Annotated in this window: 18 protein-coding genes and 1 tRNA gene; 9 read left to right on the forward strand and 10 right to left on the reverse strand. The window is 58.7% G+C overall.

The genetic code is table 11. From position 1 onward, the window contains the following. The first annotated feature begins 22 nt into the window (after positions 1–22). A complete protein-coding gene (locus AV059_RS13180) occupies positions 23–1714 on the forward strand; it encodes a hypothetical protein (protein ID WP_058995061.1) in 1692 nt (563 codons plus the stop codon). 147 nt (positions 1715–1861) lie between these two features. Then, entirely contained in the window at positions 1862–3598 is a 1737-nt protein-coding gene (locus tag AV059_RS13185) for a polymer-forming cytoskeletal protein (protein WP_058995063.1), read from the forward strand. 8 nt (positions 3599–3606) lie between these two features. On the opposite strand, the gene AV059_RS13190 is transcribed toward AV059_RS13185, so the two are convergent. Genes AV059_RS13190 through AV059_RS13210 form a run of 5 tightly spaced genes read right to left on the reverse strand, consistent with a single transcriptional unit; the run spans position 3607 to position 6938 of the window. Beyond that, positions 3607–4350 (reverse strand): hypothetical protein, encoded by a 744-nt coding sequence (locus AV059_RS13190; RefSeq protein WP_058995065.1) that lies wholly within the window; start codon positions 4348–4350, stop codon positions 3607–3609. After that, the gene (locus AV059_RS13195) at positions 4343–4786 is read right to left on the reverse strand and encodes a hypothetical protein (protein ID WP_058995067.1); all 444 of its coding nucleotides are present in this window, start codon (positions 4784–4786) and stop codon (positions 4343–4345) included. Before AV059_RS13195 ends, AV059_RS13190 begins: the two co-directional genes overlap by 8 nt. Further along, entirely contained in the window at positions 4776–5756 is a 981-nt protein-coding gene (locus AV059_RS13200) for a hypothetical protein (protein WP_058995069.1), read from the reverse strand. Before AV059_RS13200 ends, AV059_RS13195 begins: the two co-directional genes overlap by 11 nt. Continuing rightward, on the reverse strand, positions 5744–6331 hold the full coding sequence (locus tag AV059_RS13205) for a hypothetical protein (RefSeq protein WP_058995070.1): 588 nt from the start codon (positions 6329–6331) through the stop codon (positions 5744–5746). The genes AV059_RS13200 and AV059_RS13205 overlap by 13 nt, the downstream gene beginning before the upstream one ends. 1 nt (position 6332) lies before the next feature. Then, a complete protein-coding gene (locus AV059_RS13210) occupies positions 6333–6938 on the reverse strand; it encodes a hypothetical protein (protein WP_058995072.1) in 606 nt (201 codons plus the stop codon). A gap of 210 nt (positions 6939–7148) precedes the next feature. Here AV059_RS13210 and AV059_RS13215 point away from each other — a divergent pair. Both AV059_RS13215 and AV059_RS13220 read left to right on the forward strand, forming a co-directional pair. Further along, a tRNA-Ala gene (locus tag AV059_RS13215) sits at positions 7149–7220 on the forward strand. Positions 7221–7526: 306 nt separating this feature from the next. Then, the gene (locus tag AV059_RS13220) at positions 7527–11330 is read left to right on the forward strand and encodes a hypothetical protein (protein ID WP_058995074.1); all 3804 of its coding nucleotides are present in this window, start codon (positions 7527–7529) and stop codon (positions 11328–11330) included. Positions 11331–11517: 187 nt separating this feature from the next. Here AV059_RS13220 and rpl12p read toward each other — a convergent pair whose 3' ends face one another. From rpl12p to AV059_RS13245, 5 genes are all read right to left on the reverse strand, one after another. Continuing rightward, positions 11518–11865: a 50S ribosomal protein P1 gene (rpl12p, locus tag AV059_RS13225; RefSeq protein ID WP_004591725.1), complete on the reverse strand. Its 348-nt coding sequence runs from the start codon at positions 11863–11865 to the stop codon at positions 11518–11520. A gap of 17 nt (positions 11866–11882) precedes the next feature. Further along, positions 11883–12929 carry a 50S ribosomal protein L10 gene (locus AV059_RS13230; RefSeq protein ID WP_058995076.1) on the reverse strand — a complete coding sequence of 349 codons (1047 nt, stop codon included), beginning with the start codon at positions 12927–12929 and terminating at the stop codon, positions 11883–11885. A gap of 1 nt (position 12930) precedes the next feature. Next, positions 12931–13569 carry a 50S ribosomal protein L1 gene (locus AV059_RS13235; protein ID WP_058995078.1) on the reverse strand — a complete coding sequence of 213 codons (639 nt, stop codon included), beginning with the start codon at positions 13567–13569 and terminating at the stop codon, positions 12931–12933. Between the two features lie 243 nt (positions 13570–13812). Then, a complete protein-coding gene (locus AV059_RS13240; RefSeq protein ID WP_004957037.1) occupies positions 13813–14301 on the reverse strand; it encodes a 50S ribosomal protein L11 in 489 nt (162 codons plus the stop codon). 135 nt (positions 14302–14436) lie between these two features. Beyond that, positions 14437–14637: a hypothetical protein gene (locus AV059_RS13245; protein WP_004957035.1), complete on the reverse strand. Its 201-nt coding sequence runs from the start codon at positions 14635–14637 to the stop codon at positions 14437–14439. Between the two features lie 158 nt (positions 14638–14795). Between AV059_RS13245 and AV059_RS13250 the strand changes: the two genes are divergently transcribed. From AV059_RS13250 to AV059_RS13270, 5 genes are all read left to right on the forward strand, one after another. Beyond that, positions 14796–15905, forward strand: a complete 1110-nt coding sequence (locus AV059_RS13250) for a GTP-binding protein (RefSeq protein WP_058995080.1) — start codon at positions 14796–14798, stop codon at positions 15903–15905. Positions 15906–15992: 87 nt separating this feature from the next. After that, positions 15993–16430: a TIGR04206 family protein gene (locus tag AV059_RS13255; protein ID WP_058995082.1), complete on the forward strand. Its 438-nt coding sequence runs from the start codon at positions 15993–15995 to the stop codon at positions 16428–16430. A 74-nt stretch (positions 16431–16504) separates the two neighbouring features. Then, positions 16505–17257 (forward strand): VOC family protein, encoded by a 753-nt coding sequence (locus AV059_RS13260; protein ID WP_058995084.1) that lies wholly within the window; start codon positions 16505–16507, stop codon positions 17255–17257. Positions 17258–17684: 427 nt separating this feature from the next. Continuing rightward, positions 17685–20429, forward strand: coding sequence for a BGTF surface domain-containing protein (locus AV059_RS13265; RefSeq protein ID WP_058995085.1), 2745 nt, complete (start codon positions 17685–17687; stop codon positions 20427–20429). A 994-nt stretch (positions 20430–21423) separates the two neighbouring features. Then, on the forward strand, positions 21424–24183 hold the full coding sequence (locus AV059_RS13270; RefSeq protein WP_058995087.1) for a BGTF surface domain-containing protein: 2760 nt from the start codon (positions 21424–21426) through the stop codon (positions 24181–24183). Positions 24184–24199 lie beyond the last annotated feature (16 nt).

Raw genomic sequence — 24199 nt, forward strand, 5'->3', positions numbered from 1 at the left:
GCTAGCGCTGGTTTTCGCGGTGATGATTATATCGACGACGGCGGTCGTCGCACTGGGGGCCGACGCGATTACGAGCACGCAAACGCAACTCGACGTGGAACGAACTGAGAAGTCGTTGACGGAACTCAATTCCAAAACCGCGCTCGTTGCGCTGGGACAGACGGACGTGCAACAGGTCTCACTTCCCGCGAGCAGTTCGAGCACCTATCGTATCGACGAGGACGCCGGGTGGATGAACGTCTCCTATCAGAATACGACGTCCGGGAGTCGGACGACCGTCTTCAACGAATCGATGGGAGAAGTGGCGTATCACGGCAGCGGCGAGACGCGACTCGCGTATCAGGGAGGCGGCGTCTGGCGGTCCAACGGTGACGGAACATCGGTGATGGTGTCCCCACCCGAGTTCCACTACCGGGATGCGACGCTAACGCTGCCGCTCGTAACGGTGAGTGGGTCCGGAGCAATCAGAGACAGCGCGTCGATCTCCCACAACCGAACAACGTCGCACTTTCCGAACAGCACGCGCAACGCGAATTTCACGAACCCGCTTGAAGACGGGAAAGTCAATGTTACCGTCCAGAGCGAGTACTACCGCGCATGGGGAGGGTACTTCGAGGAGCGAACGGACGGTGACGTGACGTACCACCCCGATAGGAATCGTGTTTCGATTATTCTCAAGGTCCCTGCAGGGCCGCGAAAGGTCCGGAATGCCGTCGCCGCGACGAGTGATTCCGGTTCGATCAAACTGAGCGGGAACGACGCATTTACCGACAGCTACACCTCGGCAGACGGGGACGGGTACGACGCCTCTGAGGCCGGTGATGGCGGCAATCTCACAACGGCAGGTGATGTCACTGTCACCGGGAGTGCGGAACTGAACGGGAACATCACCTCGGGCGGTCGCGTCGAATTCAGTAGTAACTCGATGACGTTCAACGGCGACCGAGTAGAATGGGCAGACGCGTTCGACGACAAACACGGCGCGTGTACAGGGTCCTGTTCCGACGAACAGATCAGTTCGTTCGGCGAGACTACCAACATCAACTCTCACGTCGACACACAGGTCGACGACCTATCGTCGGCGAACGATAACGCGGGAACGATAGCCGACGACGGAGTTATCGACGGGACGGAGGGGACGACGACGCTGTCTGCGGGCAGCTATCACGTCGACAGAATCGACCTGAGCGACGATGTCGAGTTCGACACAACTGGCGGAGACGTAATCATTGGCGTCAAGAATTACGTGAGCCTCAATACCGGGAACGATATCACGGTGTCCGGCCCGAATCAGGTGAAGATATACATAAAAGGCGAATCGCCTGCGTCGGGCGGGAGTGCTGACGGCTATCACTTCTTCACACGGGCGAGCGAGATCAGGACAACCGGTGCCGTCAGTGAGCGGTCAACACAGGTGTGGATCTACGGGAAAGATAACCTTCAGGCTCGGATGGAGAAGAAAGGATCAGATAAGTCCAGAGTCACTGGTGTCATCTACGCGCCGGGTGGAGAGAGTGGAACGAGCAGGTTCGAGATATGGAAGAGCGAACTCTACGGCGGTGCGGTCACCAGCCAAGTCGAACTGGAAAAGGGTGGCAGAGTCCACTTTGACCGGGCACTCAAACAAGAGCGCACAATTCCCAAAGACACGAGCGTGGTTGCGATCACCTACCTCCACATCTCGACGAACGACGTCAATATCACGTCCAACTGACAGCCAACACACTCACTCCAGCACTATCAGAAGTAGTAGCGCTTGCCGCCAGTCTGTTTTCGCTGTGTCCGCCATAGACCGCCGCTGGTGACGACTATCGACGGGGCGGCCAGCAGCCTTATCAGGTGTGATAGCTACTGTCGGATAATGCGATTCCCCTGGGGTCAGGGTCGGGGTCAGCAGCGGGCACAATCAGCCCCGCTCGGGCTGTTACTAGTTCTGAGTCTCGTCATCGTTGGATCCGGTGTCGTTGTCAGCCTGGGAGCGACGGCGCTGGTCGATACTGAGGCCGGGCTCGATGTCTCCCGGGCGGAGACTGGGATGACCCAGCTGGATTCTCAGGCGGCGCTGGTGGCGCTTGGGAACGCCGACAGCCAGCGGGTATCACTCGTCGGGACGGACAAATCGACGTACCGAATCGACGACACCGCGGGTCGGATGACCGTCAACATCACCAACCACTCGGCCTCGCCCTCGACGACAACCACATTGATGGATGAGCGCCTCGGCGCGGTTGTCTACGAAAACGGGAACCAGGAAGTCGCCTATCAGGGCGGCGGGGTGTGGCGGCGCTCCGGCAGCGGCAGTGTCATGGTTTCACCGCCGGAGTTCTACTACCGCGACGCAACGCTAACGCTCCCACTCATCACCGTCCGCGGTGACCGCTCGCTTGGACCACGGGCAAGTATTTCGAAGGGCAACACGACGCAGGTGTATCCCGACCAGGCGGCTGGGAACATCAATCCGCTGGATACGGGAACGGTCAACATCACCGTCCAGAGCGAGTACTACCGGTCATGGGGGCGCTACTTCGAAGAGCGGACTGACGGCGACGCGTACTACGACCACGAAAACGACAGCGTGACCACCACGCTGGTCGTGCCGACGGGGCCGCGAGAAGTGACAAGTGCCGTCGCGGCCACGTCCGCCGGTGGACAGATTACACTCTCCGGCAGTGGTACCGACCCCGCTCGAACGGATAGCTACAATTCGTCTCTCGGCGACTACTCAGCCTCACGAGGGGCGTTCGGCACGATCACCACAGCCGGTGACGTGTACGTCAAAGGGAACAGTGAGGTGGACGGCGCTGTTCGGTCCGGTAACCGGGTCGAGGTGAAGGGGAGCGGTGTCGTCACCCGTGACGTGGAATACTCGACCACGAAGCACATCAAAGGTACTGTCAACGGCGATGTCAGACAGATTTCAGGTGTCGAAGGAGCCGGCGCCATCGACGGCCTGGTGAACCGGCGAGTCGCCAACGCAAGCGACACCAATGACAACGGCGCGACCGGGAGTATTTCGGGGAATCAGCTCGACAGCGGCGACCAGACGCTCGACGCAGGCACGTACTACTTCGAAGACCTGACGCTGAACGGCGAGACATTGACGATTAACACAGGTGGTGACGACGTGACTATCGCTGTCCGGGACTACGTCTACATCGAGAACAGCGGACGGATCAAAGTCAACGGTGACGGGAAAGTCCGTCTCTACGTCAAAGGCGAGGCCACGTCTGCCAGCGGCCACCACTTCCACATCTATCGTACCGGGGACGTCAACATCGACAACGCCAACAACTCCAGGCAGTTCTGGGTGTACGGCCAGTCGGACTTCGACGCCGTCATCGAGGGGGATACCGATACTCCGCAGTTCGAGGGCGTGATTTACGCACCCGCCGGCGGCGTCGGTGCCAGCAGCGTCTCACTCAAGAAGGCGGAGCTGTACGGCGGCCTCGTCGCCGGGTCAGTTACGGTGGACAACGGCGGGCTGGTCCATTACGACCGGGCGCTCAGAAACGAACGGGCCGTTCCGAAGAACACGAACATCATCCGGCTGACGTACCTCCACGTCTCGAAGAACCGAATCAACGTGACCAGCGGGTAGTCGACCGGCTACTGGTCGATGTCGACTGCGATGTCGTGATAGACCACGTACGTCCGCTGGATATCGCCGGAGGACGACGTGAAATTACACCAGCCGTTGGCCGCGCACGTGAACCCTTCGCTCTCGAAGTAGGACTGCCAGAGCGCCTCACGCTGTGGGGCCGAGTCGACACTGACGTTGACGTGTTCGATGTTCCCACCGGTATCGGCGAACGAGACGTTGCTGCTTCGGTGGTTTGTCCGGACAAGTACCGTCGACCCGCCCAGGCTCTGCTGGTCACTGGCGGTTGTGCCGACCACGGTGATGAGTACGCGGTCATCTGAGACGAGTATCGGCGGCGTCCGTTTCTGCACGCCACCGTCCCGGTTCGTCCGATACACTCCCCCGGCCTCGTATACGAGCTCGCGCTCCTGATTGCCGGCGTAGATAATCGGTCGTATCTCCCAGGTCCCGACGTCTTTGGGGGCAGTCCCATCGTGGACCTGTACCGATATCGTCGTGTTTTCGCCCGTCCTGAGCGATGCCTCGCCGAGGCTGACTTCGGTCGCGCGACTGGGTGCCCCCTGTTTGTGGAGGTCCGCGATGTTGTCCGAGAGCACATCGAATGCCCGCTCAGCGTTCTCCATCTGCTCTGCGTCCCGAGCGTTCTGTAACGCCCCCAGGCCGCTTACTGAGACGAGTATTATCGACGCCACGATGAGACTGAACACCAGGGCAAAGCTCAGTACTTCACTTACGGCGCGGTCAGCCATCTTGGACCTCCAGTTGGTCGTTCGATTCGTCGTAGAACACAGTTATCACACCGCCGCCAGCGCTGGAGTCTCCCAAAGCTGTCCGGGTTGTGAGTGACACAGTAACCGACACCTCCGGGGCGGTCGATTTGAGTGTGAGTTCATCGGCGGTGGAGTCAATCGAGACCCGGTAGCCGGTTCCACTCACCCGCGCCGGGAACGTGTGATTCAGCCGCGCAGTCGGGTCGTTGTCGGCAGCGACCACCAGCCGGTCGATACGCGTGATGTCGGCGGCGACCTGCTGTCCGACGACTTCGAGTTCGTCCCTGATGACCTGCTCCTGCCGGCTTTCGACGAAGTTGCCCCCAGCAATGAGGAGGCCGGACACCAGAATCGAGGCGATAGCCAGACTCAGCGTGTAGCTCAGCGTCGTCGAGACGGCGCGGTTACGACGCATCTGGCTCACCCGGGGCCACCCGTATCTTTGCATCGTACCGTAAGTTCGACGTGTCGTAGCGATAGCGGACGGTCGTGTTGTAGATGGCGGTTGTGCTGAACGGTGACGCCGGCGCTGTATCGAGCGTGTTGGCTGGCGTACTATCGCGGATGACCATCGAGTAGTTCCCCTTGATCTGGTCGCCCCGCTTGTAGGTGATGTTGTACTCGTCGCCGACGCCGTGGGCGAACCGCCCGTCGAAGCTTCCCCCCTGGAGCGCAAGACACGGCTCGCTCTGGACTGTTCCGCCGGTCACGTCGATGTTGGCGTGCGGCTCCTCGATAGGGACAGCACAGGTCTGCGTGCCGCTCGGCGTGTCGACTTCCACGTTGACCGTGCCGCTGGGGCCGACGGCGCCCCAGACTCGCATCGTCCATTTCGGGTTGCCGCTGGTACCGTTCGCCACGACGACGAACTCGCTTCCCGAACTGGGGAGCGCTGTCGCGTTGATGACGAACCGTCTGGTCGCGTTTGTTCCGTCACCCGGGCGCGTGACCCGCTCTCTGACCATCCAATCGGCGCTCGGTGTCGCCTCGCCGGATTCGAACAGTGACGTGTTGGTCTGGACGATCCGCGTGCCGTAGGTCGGCGAGCCGGCGAGTGTGACGTTCACCAGCGTCCCACTCGTGACCCGCTGGCGTTCCGTCTGTGTACTGACGGTCCGGATACTCTCACGCACACCGGTTTCGAGCGCCGTCTGGGTCGAGTAGTTGTACCTATTAGCCGCGGTGATGCCGTGCCCAACGTTCGTCTCCACCATCGCCCGCATCTCCAGCGCGTCGTTGCTCCCGGCAACCTCGCCCCGGCTCGCGAGGTTCTGCGTGTAAATCGCGGAGTTGACGACCAGCGCAAGGCCAATGAACGTCACCGCAAGCGCTAGCGCGGCGATGAGGATTATCTGTCCGCCTTCGTCGTCGTTCAGATGCGCCACGCGACCACCTCCACGCTGACCGTGTTGTAGACGTTCTTTCCGGTATCTGAAACCGTATAATCGGTCGTCGGGTCACCGATCCGTGTGCTGTTGCGCGTCCCGTCCGCGTCACGGAGGTGGTCGTCGTCCATGAGCGTGATGGTGTGGCCCGCACGCACCGCGTTGTCACTCGGTTCACCGCTGTAGACGTAGCGGGTCGTGACGGTTCGCTCCTGCGTGTTCTGGAATCTGAAATAGACGTTGTAGGCGATTCCCCGTTGGTCAAACGCACGCTCTAGTAACTCCCCGAACCGATTGTCCGGCGGCCCGTTCGTGTAGTACTCCCGACCACCGGCCGTGTTGTGGAACTGCGCCGTGCTGTTGTCCCAGTAGAGCACAGCCGGTTTCAGTGCGCCTTCTGCCGCCGCGGAGGCGAGGACCCCGTGCCCGATTGCCTGCTGCTGGTTCTCGATGTGCTGACTTGATGTGCTCGCGGACAGCGGCGTCACTGCTGTCATCTGTAGCGCGAACACCAGACTTGCCAGTAACAGCATTCCGCTGACGATAGCTTCGAGCGTGTGCGCCTGCGCACGCATACTACCACATCACCACGCGAACTGTGACATCCTGTCCGTGCAGCGAGACCACCCGCAACGCAGTGACCGACGCGTCGTTGTTTGCCGGCGGGTTCCCGCCGGTCGTGAGTATCGTTCCACAGCCGGTCCCGGCTTCGACGAGTTCCTCGCTTGCTCCATCCCAACACAGAATTTCGTCGGCGGCTGGTGTCCCCGTCGCGTTCCCCCGGATTGTGACGTTCACGTTCTCCCGGGCCGGGTCGAGCCCGACCCGTTCCTCCGTCCTCCCACCGGAATCGTAGCCACATCCTGACGGCGGTGCGTTCCCAGCGAAAAACTCCCGTGTACAGTGTTCGTCCAGAACGTACGGCTGCTGTGGCGAACCGAGCATCCCCATTGTGAGCCCATCGGCGACTCTGTCGGTCGTGACCGTCTCCTCCTGAACCCCTGCAGAAAACGGCGACAACAGCCCCGGAATGAACAGGAAAATGAATATCAGGACGCTCAGAAACAGGCTCATACCGATCGCGAAATCCAGCGTCGTCTGCCCGCGCCGGCGCTCTTCGATCCAGCGTGACCGGCCGACATGCCGGTCGTTAGACTGCGTCTCGTTTCTCCTACGGTTCATGAGCCTGATCCACTGAACTGAGATTACTGTAGGGATGGCCTCGGTCGTTATAGCCATTATGGCCGTACTGTAACTCCAATTACCAGATCTCTGCGTACCCTGCGGGGTCGATGCAACACTGGTCTAACCGAAATCGTGGGGCCGGTTCTCTATGTCCCGGTGCTTCGATGGGTTTAAGCAATCCCATCGGAAAGCAGACAATGCACGCAAGGGCTCGTAGATCAGGGGTAGATCACTCCCTTGGCATGGGAGAGGCCCCGGGTTCAAATCCCGGCGAGTCCATCCTCATTTTACCGTCGTAAATCGGAGACGCGAATCCAAATAGCAGCGCTGATTTTCCCATCTGGAGCGGAAATTCCGTGCTGTGTCGGTTCTGGCTTGGTCATCGAATTCGGGATTCAGTTTTTACCATGGGAGTCACCACCGTCCCACATACAAAACATAGTCCGGGATGTCAGCCACTGTCACTGAGTGAAATGGTGCTTATAGCTGAGCACCTATAATCCAAGTTCACCAACCTATGTCGCTGTTTTGTCGAAACAGTGTGAAACAGTACACTTATGTGCAATAGTTGGTATGTAATTGAGTATGTTCGAGTGGGGCAGCCGGGGGGCTGGAGATCGGGGTGTATCGCACGTTCTGGGTGTGGTGTTGTTGGCGAGTGCAGTCATCATTGGTGCCGTACTGATCGTTCAAGTGGGGCAACAGACGATCGGAGACGTCAACGACGACGCGAACGTCGAACTCGCTGAGGAGGTTCTGCTGTCGGTTGATCAGAGCTTCCAGCGGTCAGACACCAGTGAATCAGTTGAAGTCCCAGATCGGGTTCGGTCTGATGTCGCTGTTACAGACGATGCGACATACGATCTGACGTTGAACAGTAACTCGACCTGTTCGACGGGGAACCGGTCGTTGCAGACGCTTCAGTATCAGAAAAACGGCCAAGAAGTCGGCTATGAGGGCGGCGGTGTATGGCGGATGACCGACTCGGGTGCCACGATGTCGTCGCCCCCGGCTGTGAACTATGATAAAGGGGCGCTGTCAGTCTCGTTCGCGAATATCTCCGGGCAGCAGATCGGGGGAAGTTCGGTTGCGATTCAGTCGAACACGACGGCGAACCGATCACACGAAGCAGCACTTCAGACGGCGCTGTTCACTGAGGCTACATACGAAGGCGTACGGAACGGCTCGTGGGACTCTTCTTCGCCGAGCACCACCTGCGCTCCGTCACAGGTCACCAACGCTACGTTGACAATCGAGAACAGCAGTTACGCTCGCGCGTGGGCGGACTGGGCACAGAGCGCACACGACGACAAGTACGTCAAGGTGACCCCGAGTTCAGTGGAGCCTGGTGAGACAATCGACATCAGGTTTGCGCTCGGTAACGTGAGCGACCCGGCGTTCGAAATACGGAATATGTCGGTGAAAGAAGATCCAACAGACAATACAAAGGCACGAGTGAGTGCCACGATACGGAACACTGGGGGCCTGCAAGACAACCAAACGGTCAAACTGAATCGGTCCGGGGCGTCAAATAATAAGACAACCCAGGTCACGCTTACTGGTGGAGATTCAGCCCGGGTCAGCAAGTCGATAGATGCCGACAGTGGCGTACACAACTTCACTGTGGCATCTGAGCAGGACAAGGCCTACAAACTAGTCAACTACACGGCTGTGCCCGGGTCACCGTCGCTAAACATAACTGGTGCCTCAATCCCTTCGACAGCACGGCTGAACCAGGTCCCAGAAGCGAATGTCACAGTCAAAAACAACGGCAGTATGACGGCCGAACAGAACGTCACGCTTCTGGTTAATGGTTCTGTGAACGCCACGCAGCACGTGACAGTCCATCCGGGTAACACTCGGAAAGTTGACTTTGGTTCGGCGATGCCGACCGACGAGAACGGGACCTACGATATCGAAGTCGCGACGAACGACGACACGTATTCGCAGTACAGTGACGACGGCCACTACTTCGTTGTCGGTGATGTCGGTGTCTTCGAGGTGACGTCGGTTTCGCCACCGGGAGGGGTAAAAAGCGGTGATACGGTCACAATCAAGGCGACAGTCGAAAACACTGGCAACATTCGCAAATCCGATACCGTCAAAATACGAATAAAGAACGAGTCAAATACAAAGGTTGCATCGAAGGCGAAAACCCTCACACTCAACGGAACCAACAGCGGTTCAGAGAAAGAGGCAGTAACTCTCACTGGCGGTCCGCTCACCGCTCCGTCATACAGTAACTACACCTACATTGTCGAGACACCAGACGATCGTAGCTACGGGACCTTCACTGTCGGCGCGTCGGCCCCACCAGTGTTTGATATTACCGGCCTCAGCGTGGATAATCCGGTCAGGCCGGAGAACAAGACTGAAGTCAGCTTCAATGTCACGAATACCGGTGGAACGGCAGGTTCCCAGACGCTTCGCATCGGAAGAGACTGGGGAGACGACAAGTCAAGGGACGAGCAGCTTGATCCGGGAGAGCGTACGACGGTCTCACAGACCGTCACAGCGCCGTCCGAAGACGGACTCTATCGACTGAACTTCACCACTGGAAACCAGACTGCTTGGCGAATCTTGAACGTGCGGTCGAACACTGCGGTCGAGCGTGACGGAAAGGGTATAACCGCCAATGAAAGGGTCAACGCGACAATCGAACTCAAAGGGGCTGAACTTGAGGGCAGTAACAGCTATCAGATTACGCACGCGAAAGTAGATATGTCTCTGGTCGTGGAAAACCAGTCCGGAAACCACGAGATTCCACTGTGGCGTGATGTAGGCTACAACTTCGAAGACGGCGATGTGAACGGCCCCTATGCTGAACGGCGGCTGATTAACGACGACTATCCGGACCCATATGAGTTCACCAAGACTTTCGAGAAGAATTCGAACTTCTCCGTCACCGCTACGTCGTACCGTTGCTATGAGACGACGAACACGGACATTCGATTCAAGATAGACGGCACGAACTACTACACTGAGAGATGCAGCTACCCAGGTGGGGTCCGGATTTCGACCGATGAAAACAGCACGAACGCAGACATATTGGCCGATGGGGAGGTAATCCCTGGCTACGGTCAGGCCGGGAAGGCACAGCGCAACCTCCGGGATATGCTTGGCGAGCAACGGCTCACTGAACTCGAAAACGGTTCAGCGAGGCTTAATCTTGCCGACGGTGAATTCGTGTACCTCTATGAACTCTCAGAAAATAACGCTAACCCTGACAATGCATACGGGTACGGCGACCCTGACTACAACGACGCGGTAGTTATCTTCAGAACCAATTCCATCGAGAATGAGGTTGCGGAGCCGAGATTCAGATTCGTTGATGTTGATGTCCCCGCTCGTACCCCGAAGACAGACGACACGGAGGCAACGGTGACGGTCAAAAACGTTGGTACTGCCGCCGGTACCGCAGAGCTTACGCCTACCTTCGATGGAAGCACAGCCGAGACGCAAGGTACGGAGATCGGGGTGAACGAAACGGCGCAGTTCGACATTGAGCTCGCGACTGCAAGTAAGGCACCGGGTCAATCGTACCAGTACAGATTCAATCTTACGAACCCTAACCGCTCCGAATCCGCTACTGGTAAGCAATGGGGTGGAAACATCTACGTCGGCGACATCGACGACCAGTTCATGCAAGTCGAGTCTGTGCGTGCTACGAGCACAATCGACAACGATGAGTCTGCAAACGCTACGGTCGACATCACGAACGTCGGTGGAGAAGGCGGAACCGCCGAGATTGAGCTCTATGCAAAGAACACTGACAACGTGGGTTCGACATTTACAGTGTCTGACTCCACGACAACTTCCCTTCTCACGAGCAAGGAGACGAAGCAGGTAAACCTCAGTCTCCCATCTGACCGTGGCAACCACACGTACTACGTGCAGACACGGAACAGCACCTCAGCAAAGCAGTCGTTCTTCGTCGGCCGGTCGAATGTCGTGGTAAACGACACACAGGGAATCAATATTGGCTCACAGACATACAATACTTCGACGCTCATCGAACGGAACGGAGGAGCAGAACGGCTCACCGTCGAGGTGCTTAATGACGGTACAGTCGGTGACGAGCGCGAGGTGACCCTCACTATTAAAAACAAGAGCGACGGGTCAACCGTGTTCACAGGCTCTACGAACGCCACAGTCGGTAGCGGTGACCTGCGCGGTGTCGATACGTATCCGGCGTGGGCTGGCTACGACACTGACCTTGACCCCGGGTACTACACGTACGAGGTCACAGTGCACAACGACACAGCCAGCGGGTCACCTGACGATACTGCGACGGGTGAAATATATCTTAAGGAAATTGACGAGAGCGGCGCAACCACTAACGACTCACCCATCTCGATTGACTCAGATACGATTACAATCGGAAGTTAAGCCCGCAGCAGATCTGTTTTTTGCGATGTCGCTATGCTCGTGTATCAGGCGGTACACACTGCATTACTGACTCGGGCGTAGCTTGTCCAATCGGATACTAAACACACGGCTATCGGCAGTGCCAGTGTATCGACTTCGCTCACCGGTCGAGCGTACGCAAAGAAAAGCTGAGCTGTGTTGAACCGAATTAGCCGAAGAGTTCGCCGAGGCCTTCACCGCTTGCCTCGTCGTCTTCATCGTCATCGTCGTCGCCGCCGTCGTCGGCAGCCTCTTCTTCGGCTTCCTCGTCGGCCTCGTCGGCCTCGTCGGCGTCACCCTCTGCGGGTGCGGCCGCGCCACCGCTTGCCGGCACCGGTGCCGCAGCGGCCTGGTCGACGGCCTCCTCGATGTCGACATCTTCGAGGGCGGCGACGAGGGCCTTGACACGGGACTCCTCGACGTCGACGCCCGCGGCGTCGAGCACGTCGGTGAGGTTGTCTTCGTTGATTTCTTCGCCCGATTCGTTCAGGATGAGTGCAGCGTATACGTATTCCATTGTTGTAGTCTGTGTTGTTAGAACATCTCTCCGAGCGCGTCGCCGGCGTCGCCATCATCGTCGTCGTCTTCGTCGGCCTCTTCGGCCGCGTCGTCGGCGTCCGCGTCGTCCTCGGATGCGGTGTCCTCGTCTTGGTCGTCAGTCGGTTCCTCTGTCGCCACGTCGGCCTCAACGCCCTGAAGCTCCTCTGGGAGTGCCTCTTCGTCGTCAATTTGCGAGGCGAGCGCACGGACCTGTGCGTCAGCCTTGCTCACGAGGTCAGGCACGACCTCGGGGTCTTCGATGGCAGCCTGGAGCGCGAGGCTCTTGGCGTTGCCACGAGCGGACTGGAGCATCGTCGGGGCCGTCGTCGCGGTCGGGTAGTCGGCGTTGACCGAGAGATTGAACGCTCGGCCGGCAGCCGCCTGGATGTCGCTCCGGTACTCGTCGACGTCGAGTTCCAGTTCCTCGGGTTCGAACAGCACGCCGTCGGCGAAGACGGCGCGAAGGTCGAGACCGACCTCCTTCGGTTCGATACCGAGTTCGTTCAGAACGTTTGCGAGTTCCTGAGAGACTTCCTCGCCGGTGTCAAGCACCGTCGAGTCAGAAAGGACCTGAATGGAGCCTTCCTGAATGCGTGCGTCGGCACCCACGCTCTGGAGTTCGCCGACGAACGGACCGGGGTCGACGCCCGTGTCGCCTTCCGGAATCACGATGTCGTTCGGGGCCACCTCGCCGGCACCGATGGGTGCAGGCGTCTTGGAGGCCTCGAGTTCCTGAAACAGCGAGAACGGGTTATCGTCGGTCCCGATGAGTCCGACCTGCCCGGTGATGCAGCTGTTGAGGTCTTCGAGTCCGTCATCGACATCGTCGAGCGCACGCTCGAGCAGCGTGTTCCGGGAGACGCGGAGTTCGGCGGTCCCGTGCAGGTCACGTCGCATGTCCTGCAGCTGCCGGGACGGAATCCCGGCGATGTTGACGACGCCGACGCTCTCGTAGGACTCGATCATCTCCACGATGGCGTCGACCTCTTCCTGCTTCCACTCGGGGATGGTTTCGGTCTTGCGTTCGGATTCGGCGCTCATATCAGGCAACCTCCATCGCAGGCCCCATCGTCGTCTTCACGTAGACAGTGTCGATGTTGAGCGGGCCCTTCTCGAGGTCCGCGTGCAGACGGCGGAGGATAACGTCAATGTTGTCCGAGATATCCTCGGCGGACATGTCCTCCGCGCCGACCCGCGTGTGGAACGTTCGCCGTTCCCCGCTGCGGAGCTGCACGGTGTTTTTCATGCGTTCGATGACCTCGACGACGTCGTCGTCGGGGTCGAGCGGTTCCGGCATCTTCCCACGCGGGCCGAGGACGGTCCCGAGGTAGCGACCGATGTCCTGCATCAGTCCCTTCTCCGCAATGAAGAAGTCAGTGTCATCGGCAAGGTCCTTGGCGGCGTCGTCGTCGCCACCGAGTTCCTCGAGTTCGTCCTCGTCGAGTACGTCGTCTGCAACTTCCTCGGCACGAAGGGCGGTTTCGCCCTCGGCGAAGACCACAATAGTGGTCTCCTGGCCGGTGCCAGCAGGAAGCACGACGGACTCGTCGACGCGGTTCGACGGGTCGTTAAGATCTAAGTCGCGCAGGTTCACAGCGAGGTCGACCGTTTCGCGGAAATTCCGCTCAGGTGCGTCCTCGAGTGCGCGCGAGACTGCGTTCTCTATTTCCTGATCTGCCATTGTTCACCTCCGTAGTACGCCAATCGGCTTCTACGGGTCAGTGAAACAGGCGGATGCCTGTCTCGTGCGGGTAGACGCCAATGCGACACTTAAACCCGTCGAACCAGCCCAAGGACCGCTGACAGGCGTGTTTCCGGTTCGCAGGGACCAGTCAATAATGGGGGTCCCATCGACTGTGCAGTGGCTCAGAAGCGTCAAAAACAAGGGAAAACACACGCAGTCGCACAGCAACGCCAGTCCGACTTACGCTTGTGCTTCGGCCGCGAACACGTCGTCGTACTCGCCTGCGTCGATGCGCTCCTTGAATTCGCGTGGGTTCTCGCCTTCGATAGTGACACCGAGGGAGGTGCACGTCCCAACGACTTCCTTTGCGGCGTTCGTGAGGTCGTAGGACAGCAGGTCAGGGTGCTTCTGTTCGGCGATCTGTTTGACCTGATCAACGGAAAGGTCAGCGACGAAGTCCTCTTGGGGCTCGCCGCTGCCGGTCTCGAAGCCGGCCTCGTCCTTGATGAGTTCAGCTGTCGGTGGGACACCGACTTCGATCTCGAAGGAGCCGTCGTCGTCGTACTCGACGGTGACGGGGACTTCGGTACCGTCGAACGCTGCGGTCTGGTCGTTGATCTCCTGTACGACTGCCTGCACGTCCACCGGTGTCGGGCCGAGTTCCGGACCGAGTGGCGGGCCAGGGTTGGCCTCCCCACCGGGAACGAGGACTTCGATAGTTCCAGCCATACATAGTGGAATCCTCGCGGCAGTTTAAAGGATTGCGTTTCACGGATACCTGCGTGAGGCTCCCACACGCACGAACACTCACCGTTGACTCATCATCGGACGGTCAGCACGACAAAGAATAGAACCCTCGTTAGTTCAGGCGAACGTCACACCGTTCCGAGCAAGGAAATCGCTCGCGTCTTTGATTTCGACCGGGGAGCCAATTATCCGGATCTGCTCGCCTTCCTGATGAACGCTCACAGTGAACCGCTGTTCCAACTCCTCGCGAATGCCGTCGAGCGCACCGACTGGCAGCAGTATCTGCGTGCTGTCGCGAAACCGACTCGCCGCTCCCATTATCGACATATGACGGAGGGCAGCCTATAGGTGTGTCGAATTACATGAGGGGAGTTTGACCATTCTGAACGGTAAGGAGGCTCCATGACGCGTGCCACTATGGTAGCGTCGGCGAGGGAGGAAAGCCTTATTCGGTGCGAGGGGCCGACATACATCTAATGGGGCTCGAAGAGGAGATTCAGGAACTCGAAGACGAAATCGCCAGCACTCCCTACAACAAGTCTACAGAGGCCCATATCGGTCGGCTGAAGTCCAAGCTCGCGGAGAAAAAGGAGAAGCTCGAACAACAGGCCTCTTCGGGCGGCGGCGGTGGCTACGGTGTTGAGAAACACGGCGATGCGACCGTCGCGCTCGTCGGGTTCCCCAGCGTCGGGAAGTCGACGCTGCTGAACGCCCTCACTAACGCCGAGTCTGAAACCGGTGCCTACGAGTTTACCACACTCGATGTCTATCCGGGAATGCTCAAGCACAAGGGCGCGAACATCCAGATTCTCGACGTTCCCGGACTTATCGAGGGGGCTGCTGGCGGCCGCGGTGGTGGGAAAGAAGTGTTGTCCGTCGTCCGGACCGCGGACCTCATCGTCTTCCTCATCTCCGTCTTCGAGATTGACCAATACGACCGACTCAGCGAAGAGTTGTACAAGAACAAAATCCGGCTCGATCAGGACCGACCGTGGGTCAACGTCCGCAAAAAGGGCAAAGACGGGATTTCGGTTAACACGGCCACCGGTGTCGAACTCGACGACGAGACGGTCAAAGCCGTCCTGCGCGAACACGGCTACGTCAACGCCGACGTGACCATCGGCGAGCAGCTCGATATCGACCAGCTCATCGACGGCGTGATGGACAATCGCGTCTACCTGCCGTCTCTCGTCGCCGTCAACAAGGCGGACCTCATCGAACCCGATTACCTTCCGAAGGTCGAAGACGAACTCCAAGAGCGGGACATTGACCCCGAGGAGGCAATCTTCATCAGCGCCGAGGAAGAGAAAGGGCTGGAGAGCCTCACCGAACGCATCTGGGAGGAACTCGGCCTGATCCGGATCTACATGGACAAGCCGGGCCGCGGTGTCGACCGCGAGGAACCGCTGATACTCCGTGAAGGCGACACCGTCGACGACGCCTGCGAGAAACTCGGCGGCAGCTTCGATGAGCGCTTCCGATTCGCTCGTGTGACCGGTCCAAGCGCCAAGCACGACGAACAGCAGGTCGGGCGCGACCACGAACTCGCGGACGAAGATATCCTGCGAATCGTCGCCAATCGCTAGGTGTCGCGCGCTGGCTCACGCGCGCACGTGACTTGCAGAATCCGCTGGAGTAGATGCGTTCATGGGTGTGGAACCCTGCAACCAACTATGGACCGCGGTCCCAGACGCCGCCTTATCGCTGTCGTTGTTGCTGGCCTCGTCCCCTGGACAGTGGTGCTAATTGGAGAGGAACTGACGCTTGTCTTCTCGTTTGGACTGTTCAACACGAACCCACCGGAGCTGCTCTCGGTCTACAGCTACTTCATCCGCTTTACCAGCGCACTCCCCCAGTTTATCGAATCGTGGGGTTCGGGCGTCCTATTGTATGCCTTTGCTCTAGCCAGCGCCGTTGCCGGTGTCGTCTGGCGTGAAGACGTTCGGATGACCGCCCTCGCACTCGCAGGTGCGGGCCTGACGCAGTTTCCCGTGTTTCTGGGATTCAACAGGCGGCTCAACTACGTGGCTGTTCCGGTCGGCTCCCTTGTCCTTCTTATCGTGGTCTGGTGGTACTATCTACCGGCCATCCGGGGCGACACATCGACGTAGTGACCGCGGTATCGAATCCGGACGGAACCGCCTCTGGCGGTAGCCTTTTCGCTCGCTCGGACCACATGCCGCGTATGTGGTCACTCGATCATACGATGATGCGCGTCGAGGATCTGGACGCCTCGCTGGACTGGTACACGACACATCTCGATTACGAGGAGAAGGGCCGCTGGGAGGCGGACACGTTCACGAACGTCTTCCTCGGTCCGGAGGATGTCCACGAGGAGGGCGCATTGCTCGAACTGACGTACAACCACGACGGGCGCTCGTACACGATGGGCGACGCGTGGGGACACATCGCCGTCCGCTGTGACGACGTGTACGACGCCTACGACGAGCTGATGAACGCTGGCGTTGCGGACTACCGCGACCCGGACTCCTGTGGTGGCTCCTATGCCTTCGTCACAGACCCTGATGGCCACGAAATCGAGATCGTCGAGCGAGACCACGGCGCGAAGTGGTCGCTCGACCACACAATGATCCGTGTCGAAGACGCTGAACAGGCTATCGGCTGGTACGTCCGGAAGCTCGACTACGAACTGTTCCGCCGCGAAGAGTTCGATGACTTCGCGCTGTACTTCCTCAAACCAGAGGACGCCCCCGACGAAGCGATGTCGGTCGAACTTACCTACAACTACGACGGTCGGTCCTACGAACTCGGCGATGCGTGGGGGCATCTCGCGGTCCAGACTGATGACCTCCACGACGCGTGGGAGACGCTGATGGGGCGCCACGCTGAGGACTACCGCGACCCCGAGAGCTGTGACGACCGCTATGCGTTCACCAAAGACCCCGACGGCCGCGAAATCGAAATCGTGACGAACTGACGGTACTGGTCGGCAGTAACCGTCTGTCCTAAGCTATTCTCACGCGGTAGCTGTCAGGAGACGAGCCTCCTGCAGAGTCGTTTTTGAGCCAGCAGTCAGGGTCTGTGAAGCCCTGGGTCTCAGGACAGGAGACCATCTCCGATATGTAGATCTGGGGCGTCAGACACCCGAATGACGGTCCTGTTCTAGATCTACAGGCTTCTTATGTCACATCTAATCGACATAGACAGTGCTTCTCTAACCTGACCATTCATGACAATCAGATATTCTTACCACAAAACATTTACAACAGACACCTATCGTATAGACTGTACCCCTACCCATGGCGCCAGAAGTGAGTACACCGGTCCGGTCTACACGCGATCGCGCTGATTGCGTTCCGACCACGTGGAAAACTGCTGGGGTCGCCCGATAGCAAACACAAACTATGACAGGAAATTCAGATAAGATTCGCAGCCTGTTTCTGACGGCGCTGATGGTCTTCTCGGTATTCGCCGGGACCGTCGCGTTCTCCGGTGGCGCAGCTGCCGCCGCGAACGTCTCCGTCGACCAGGCAGTCGAATATAACAGCGGAACAGTTGAATTGGCATTTGATGGCGGCGTTGGAAGCGTCGCTTCCGGTGACGTCACAGTCTTCGTTGACGGCAACTCAAACCCGAGCAACTTCGTCAGCGGCAACCCGTCCCTTTCGGACAATGATGGCGACGGCCGCCTTCAAATCGATCTTGACGACGACGTTCAGCCGAACCGCAACCTGACCATCAAGGTCACCGGTCTGACTGGTGGCGATGGCACGGTCGTTGCCGAGGACATCGATGTCACGTCGACAACGATTGATTCCTTCGGCAGTGACTCGGCTCGATCGTACAACGTCAACGTCTACCGTGGCGAAACAGTTGCCGTGGTGAACGACACCAACGGTGGCAATGTCTTCGTCGAAGAAGACCAAGGTAGCATTGTCTCCGACGACACGTACGAGACCAACAGTCAGGTCTACACCATTGATACCGAAAACCTCGACAGCGGTGAGCGCTACAACGTCTCGGTCAAACCACAGGACGACTCTGCTGGTGAAGCTGGCTTCAAGCTCAGCGACCTCGATCTGAACGTCGAAGCTGACGACAATGACATCACTGACGAGGACGAGGTCATCGCTAACGTCACCATCACCCGTGGTGGCCAGCCGGCCAACGCGACTCTGTTCGCCGATGACGGCGACAAAGTCGACACGATTGTCAAGGACCGTCTCTCCGGTAACGATGAGACGGACTTCATCTTCGACAACATCAGCAGCTACGACGGCTTCGACGCTGATGATGGTCCGTACACGATCAACGTGACGGACAACCAGACTGGCGTCACAGCCAGCACCGACCAGATCAACGTCTCCGAAGCTGGCGACGGTGATGCCAGCTTCGAGAGCAGTGTTGTCAACGACGATCGTGGTGATGTGGTCAACATCACCTACCAGCTCGATAACGAAGATGAGGCTGTTGTCTTCGTCGGCGACGACGAGGACGACAACTACGCAATCTCCGGAACTATCGAGGACGACGACGGTGACGGCGAAGTCACTGTCTCGTTCAACAGCTACCTCGCCGGCACGAGCGGTATCAGTGGCATCTCCGCCAGCGATATCCTCTACGTTGAGGGTGACGACGAGATCACTGGTGTCGAAGAGGGTGGCTCCTTCAGTCGCAGCAACCTAGACGACGAGACGATTGAAGCCTCCAGCTACAACCTGAACGTCACTGCAGGCACGTCTCAGGAAGACAGCGCTGACTCCGTCGGAACGCTCCGACTGAGCGAGCGCTCCACTGAAAACATCCGTACCTGGGTGGCCCCACAGGATGCTGATCTCGACGATGACGATATCGACATTCGTGATCGTATCGACCAGAACCTGACCCAGTCGAACGACATCGCTGACGGTGACCTCGTTGTCCACCAGATCGTTGCTTCTGGTGTCGAAGGCCCGCTCGCCTACGAAGAGGAAGTCAACAGCTCCTCCAGCACGACCCAAGCGTTCCTCCGGTCGACTGCTGGCGGCGCTAATAACAACGACGTATTCAACCTCACCGTCAACCGTAGCGATGTCGGTGCAAACGCAGATCAGGACCCGCTCGTCCTCAACAGCTCCAACGTTGTTGTTGTCGACGACCCTGACAACAACACGTACTTCGTCGCTGTGGAGACCCAGAACGCAGAATTCGAGAGCGGCACGGCGATCCGCGAGGATGACGAAGATGACGAGCTCACGGCCAACTTCACCGTGTCGCAGGACACTGGCCTGAGCGACGACAACGACAGCGCTGATGTGGAGTACAGCATCGTTGACCGCGACGCAACCATCGACACGACCAACGGTCTCGTGCTGGTGCAGGCTGCCGCTGACCAGCAGATTACTGGAACGACCACGGTCGCGCCTGGCTCCGAATTTGAGGTCCAGATCGAATCCGAGAGTGAGTCCAACCCGTTCCTCGACCGACCTGAAGCGACTGTCGACGCGGACGGTACGTTCACTGCCACGGCCGACTTCAGTGACTACTCGGCAGGAACGAACTTCACCACTCAGACGCTCGATGTCGACGGTGACGAGCTCGGTGACGAAGAAGACGGACAGATCACCGATGCAGACACGGCCACTGTGAGCATCAGTGACCAGGAATCCGACGGTAGCGAAGTCGTCGTCGACAGCGCGCAGCTGTCCGCCGGTGGCTTCATCGCTGTCCATGCCGGTAACGCATCCGGCGACGTCGTCGGGAACTCCGAATACCTCGAGGCAGGCAGCCACGAGGACATCACGATCACGCTCGACGAACCGATGGACGAGGACTTCACGGCGGTCGCAATGCCGCACCTCGACACCAACGGTAACGAAGCGTACGACTTCCCGGACGCTGACGGTCCGTACACCGCCAACGGCTCCGCCGTTACGGACAGTGCGAACGTGACCATCGCCACCGAGGACACGCCTACGGACACGGAAGAGCCGACGGAAACCGAAACGGAACCGCCGGCAACCGACGAGGAAACTGACGCACCGGCAACCGATGAGCCGGCAACCGAGGAAACCGAGACCACGGAAGCGTCCGGTCCCGGCTTCACGGCAGCCATCGCGCTCATCGCGCTCGTCGCTGCTGCACTCCTCGCCGTCCGACGCGACAACTAACCGGAACTACTCCGGTCCCTGAACATCGGTTTTTCTTTCGCGCGTGCGCAAGCAGTGCCAACAGACTACAAAACGGCCCATACTTGTTGTAGCCAGAGTGTTATCCGGGTCGCTTCTGAACGGCTAATTGCTGGTCCGCAGTCGTGATTGGGTCACTGTGAGGGTAGCTTCGGCAATCGACCTTGTGTTCGTAGATCGCATAGGACGGCGTTCTCAGCGGGACAGCGCTACCCGTGGCGCTCATCATGTACTGCCGGTCGACCTACGTTTTGTTGCGGTTGCAGTTGATAATCGCTGCACCCGGTCTCCGTGTCTTTACGACACTGGCCGGGAACTTCGTGATGTCCCCGGCCGCTTGCAGCGTTGAGAACCAAGTCGTATGGCTCTTGTGAGAGGCTCGTTTGGAGGACGCTTCGAGCATCAAAGTCAACCTATCCGGGCGTTCAGAATTCACATCCGCGACCGTCTCTGTTGGTGTCCGATCTTCTCCGAACAATACACGCCGGTCTGTGGCGTTCCTTGTGCTCCTCATATAGTTGCGCCAGCTCTTGGCTATCTGTTTTCATTTCAGCTGTATTACTCCCCACCAATCACTGATAGCCGATTCCGGTTTTCATGATACCGAGATATCGCTTGCAGGCCACAGCAACATCGGACCTCGCGTTCATCGCCAGGCAGTGGAACGAACGTCGCTCGAATCAGGAGACAGAGGCGTATCTCAACCGGGGTGTTTTTCTATCCAATTTTTGAACAAGTCAGATAGACTTCCATATCAGGCCTAAATGTATGTCCAAAAACATTATTGAATAACTATTACTTGTAGTATACTTACCAACATTATTCCACAAAGCATTTACCACACTTCGGGCAATGTACCGATACCCCTACCCATGACGCCAGAAGTGAGTACGCCGGTCCGGTCTATGCGTGGCCTCGGTGGTCACGTTCCGACCACGTGGAAAACTGCTGGGGTCGCCCGATAGCAAACACAAACATGACAGATACAAGCGAAAAAATCCGCAGCCTGTTTCTGACGGCGCTGATGGTCTTCTCGGTATTTGCCGGGACCATCGCGTTCTCCGGTGGCGCAGCCGCCGCCGCGAACGTCAGCGTTCAGCAGGCAGTCGAATATAACGACGGTACAGTTGAATTGGCATTTGATGGCGGCACTGGGAGTGTCGCTCCCGGCGACGTCACAGTCTTCGTTGACGGCAACTCAAACCCGAGCAACTTCGTCAGCGGCAACCCGTCCCTTTCGGACAATGATGGCGACGGACGTCTTCAGATCGATCTTGACGACGACGTTCAGCCGAACCGCAACCTGACCATCAAGGTCAGCAATCTCGGCGGTGACTCGGTCGTTGCCGAAGACATCGACGTCACGTCGACGTCGATCACGTCCTTCGGCAGTGACTCGGCTCGATCGTACAACATCAACGTCTACCGTGGCGAAACAGTTGCCGTGGTGAACGACACCAACGGTGGCAATGTCTTCGTCGAAGAAGACCAGGGTAGCATTGTCTCCGACGACACGTACGAGGCCAACAGTCAGGTCTACACTGTCGACACGGAAAACCTCGACACTGGTCAGCGCTACAACGTCTCGGTCTCGCCGCAGAACGACTCTGTCGGTGAAGCCGGCTTCAAGGTCAGCGATCTCGACCTGAACGTCGAAGCTGACGACAATGACATCACCGACGAGGACGATGTCATCGCCAACGTCACCATCACTCGCGGTGGCCAGCCGGCCAACGCGACTCTGTTCGCCGATGACGGCGACAAAGTCGACACGATTGTCAAGAAACGTCTCTCCGGTAACGATGAGACGGACTTCATCTTCGGCAACATCAGCAGCTACGACGGCTTCGACGCTGATGATGGTCCGTACACGATCAACGTGACGGACAACCAGACTGGCGTCACAGCCAGCACCAGCCAGATCAACGTCTCCGAAGCTGAAGACGGCGACGCCAGCTTCGAGAGCAGCGTTGTGACGGACGAGCGTGGTGACGTGGCGAACATCACCTACCAGCTCGATAACGAAGACGAAGCTGTTGTCTTCGTCGGCGACGACGAGGACGACAACTACGCAATCTCCGGAACTATCGAGGACGACGACGGTGACGGCGAAGTCACTGTCTCGTTCAACAGCTACCTCGCCGGTGGTAGCAGCGATGTCGGAGCTGGCTTCAGTAGTGCCAGTGTTTCCGCTAGCGATATCCTCTACGTTGAGGGTGACGACGAGATCACTGGTGTCGAAGAGCACGGCACCTTCGAACGCACCAACCTTAGCGAAGAGACAATTGAAGCCTCCAGCTACAACCTGAACGTCACTGCAGGCACGTCTCAGGACAGTAGCGCTGACTCCGTCGGAACGCTCCGACTGAGCGAGCGTTCCACTGAGAGCATGCGTAGCTGGGTGGCCCCACAGGACGCTGAGCTCGACGATGACGATATCGACATTCGTGATCGTATCGGCCAGAACCTGACTCAATCGAACAACATCGCTGACGGTGACCTCGTTGTCCACCAGATCGTTGCTTCTGGTGTCGAAGGCCCGCTCGCCTACGAAGAGGAAGTCAACAGCTCCTCCAGCACGACCCAGGCGTTCCTCCGGTCGACTGCTGGTGGCCCTGGTAACAACGACGCGTTCAACCTCACCGTCAACCGCACTGATGTCGGTGCAAACGCAGATGAGGATCCGCTTGACCTCAACAGCACCAACGTCGTTGTTGTCGACGACCCTGACAACAACACGTACTTCGTCGCTGTGAAGACGGAGCAAGCGAACTTCTCCAGCGGCGTTCCGATCCGCGACGACGACGAAGATGACGTCCTTACGGCCAACTTCACCGTGTCGCAGGACACTGGTCTGGCCGAAGACAACGACGGCATCGAAGACAGTTACAGCATCGTTGACCGCGATGCAACTCTCGACACGGCTAACGGCCTCGTGCAGGCTCAGGCTGCCGCTGACCAGCAGGTTACCGGAACGACCACGGTCGCGCCTGGCTCCGAGCTTGAGGTTGAAGTCGAGTCCGAGAGTGACTCCAACCCGTTCCTTGACCGACCTGAAGCGACTGTCGGCCAGAACGGTACGTACACCGCTACGGTTGACTTCAGCGCCTACTCGGCAGGAACGAACTTCACCGCTCAGACGCTCGACGTCGACGGTGACAACCTCGGTGACGAGGAAGACGGACAGCTCACCGATTCGGACACGGCCACTGTGAGTATCAGTGACCAGGAATCCGACGGTAGCGAAGTCGTCGTCGACAGCGCACAGCTGTCCGCCGGTGGCTTCATCGCAGTCCACGCCGGTAACGCATCCGGCGACGTCGTCGGGAACTCCGAGTACCTCGAGGCAGGCAGCCACGAGGACATCACGATCACGCTCGACGAGCCGATGGACGAGGACTTCACTGCGGTCGCAATGCCGCACCTCGACACCAACGGCAACGAAGCGTACGACTTCCCTGGCGCTGACGGTCCGTACACCGCTAACGGCTCCGCCGTTACGGACAGTGCGAACGTGACTGTTGGCACCGAGGAAGAGCCGACGGCCACGGAAGAGCCGACGGAAACCGAAACGGAACCGCCGGCAACCGAGGAGCAGACTGAGGAGACCACCACCATGGACTCCGGAACCGACGAAGCTGAGACCACGGAAGCGTCCGGTCCCGGCTTCACGGCAGCCATCGCGCTCATCGCGCTCGTCGCTGCTGCACTCCTCGCTGTCCGACGCGACAACTAACTGGAATCGCTCCAGT

The sequence above is a fragment of the Haloarcula sp. CBA1127 genome (genome assembly GCF_001485575.1).
In the GTDB taxonomy this organism is placed as follows: domain Archaea; phylum Halobacteriota; class Halobacteria; order Halobacteriales; family Haloarculaceae; genus Haloarcula.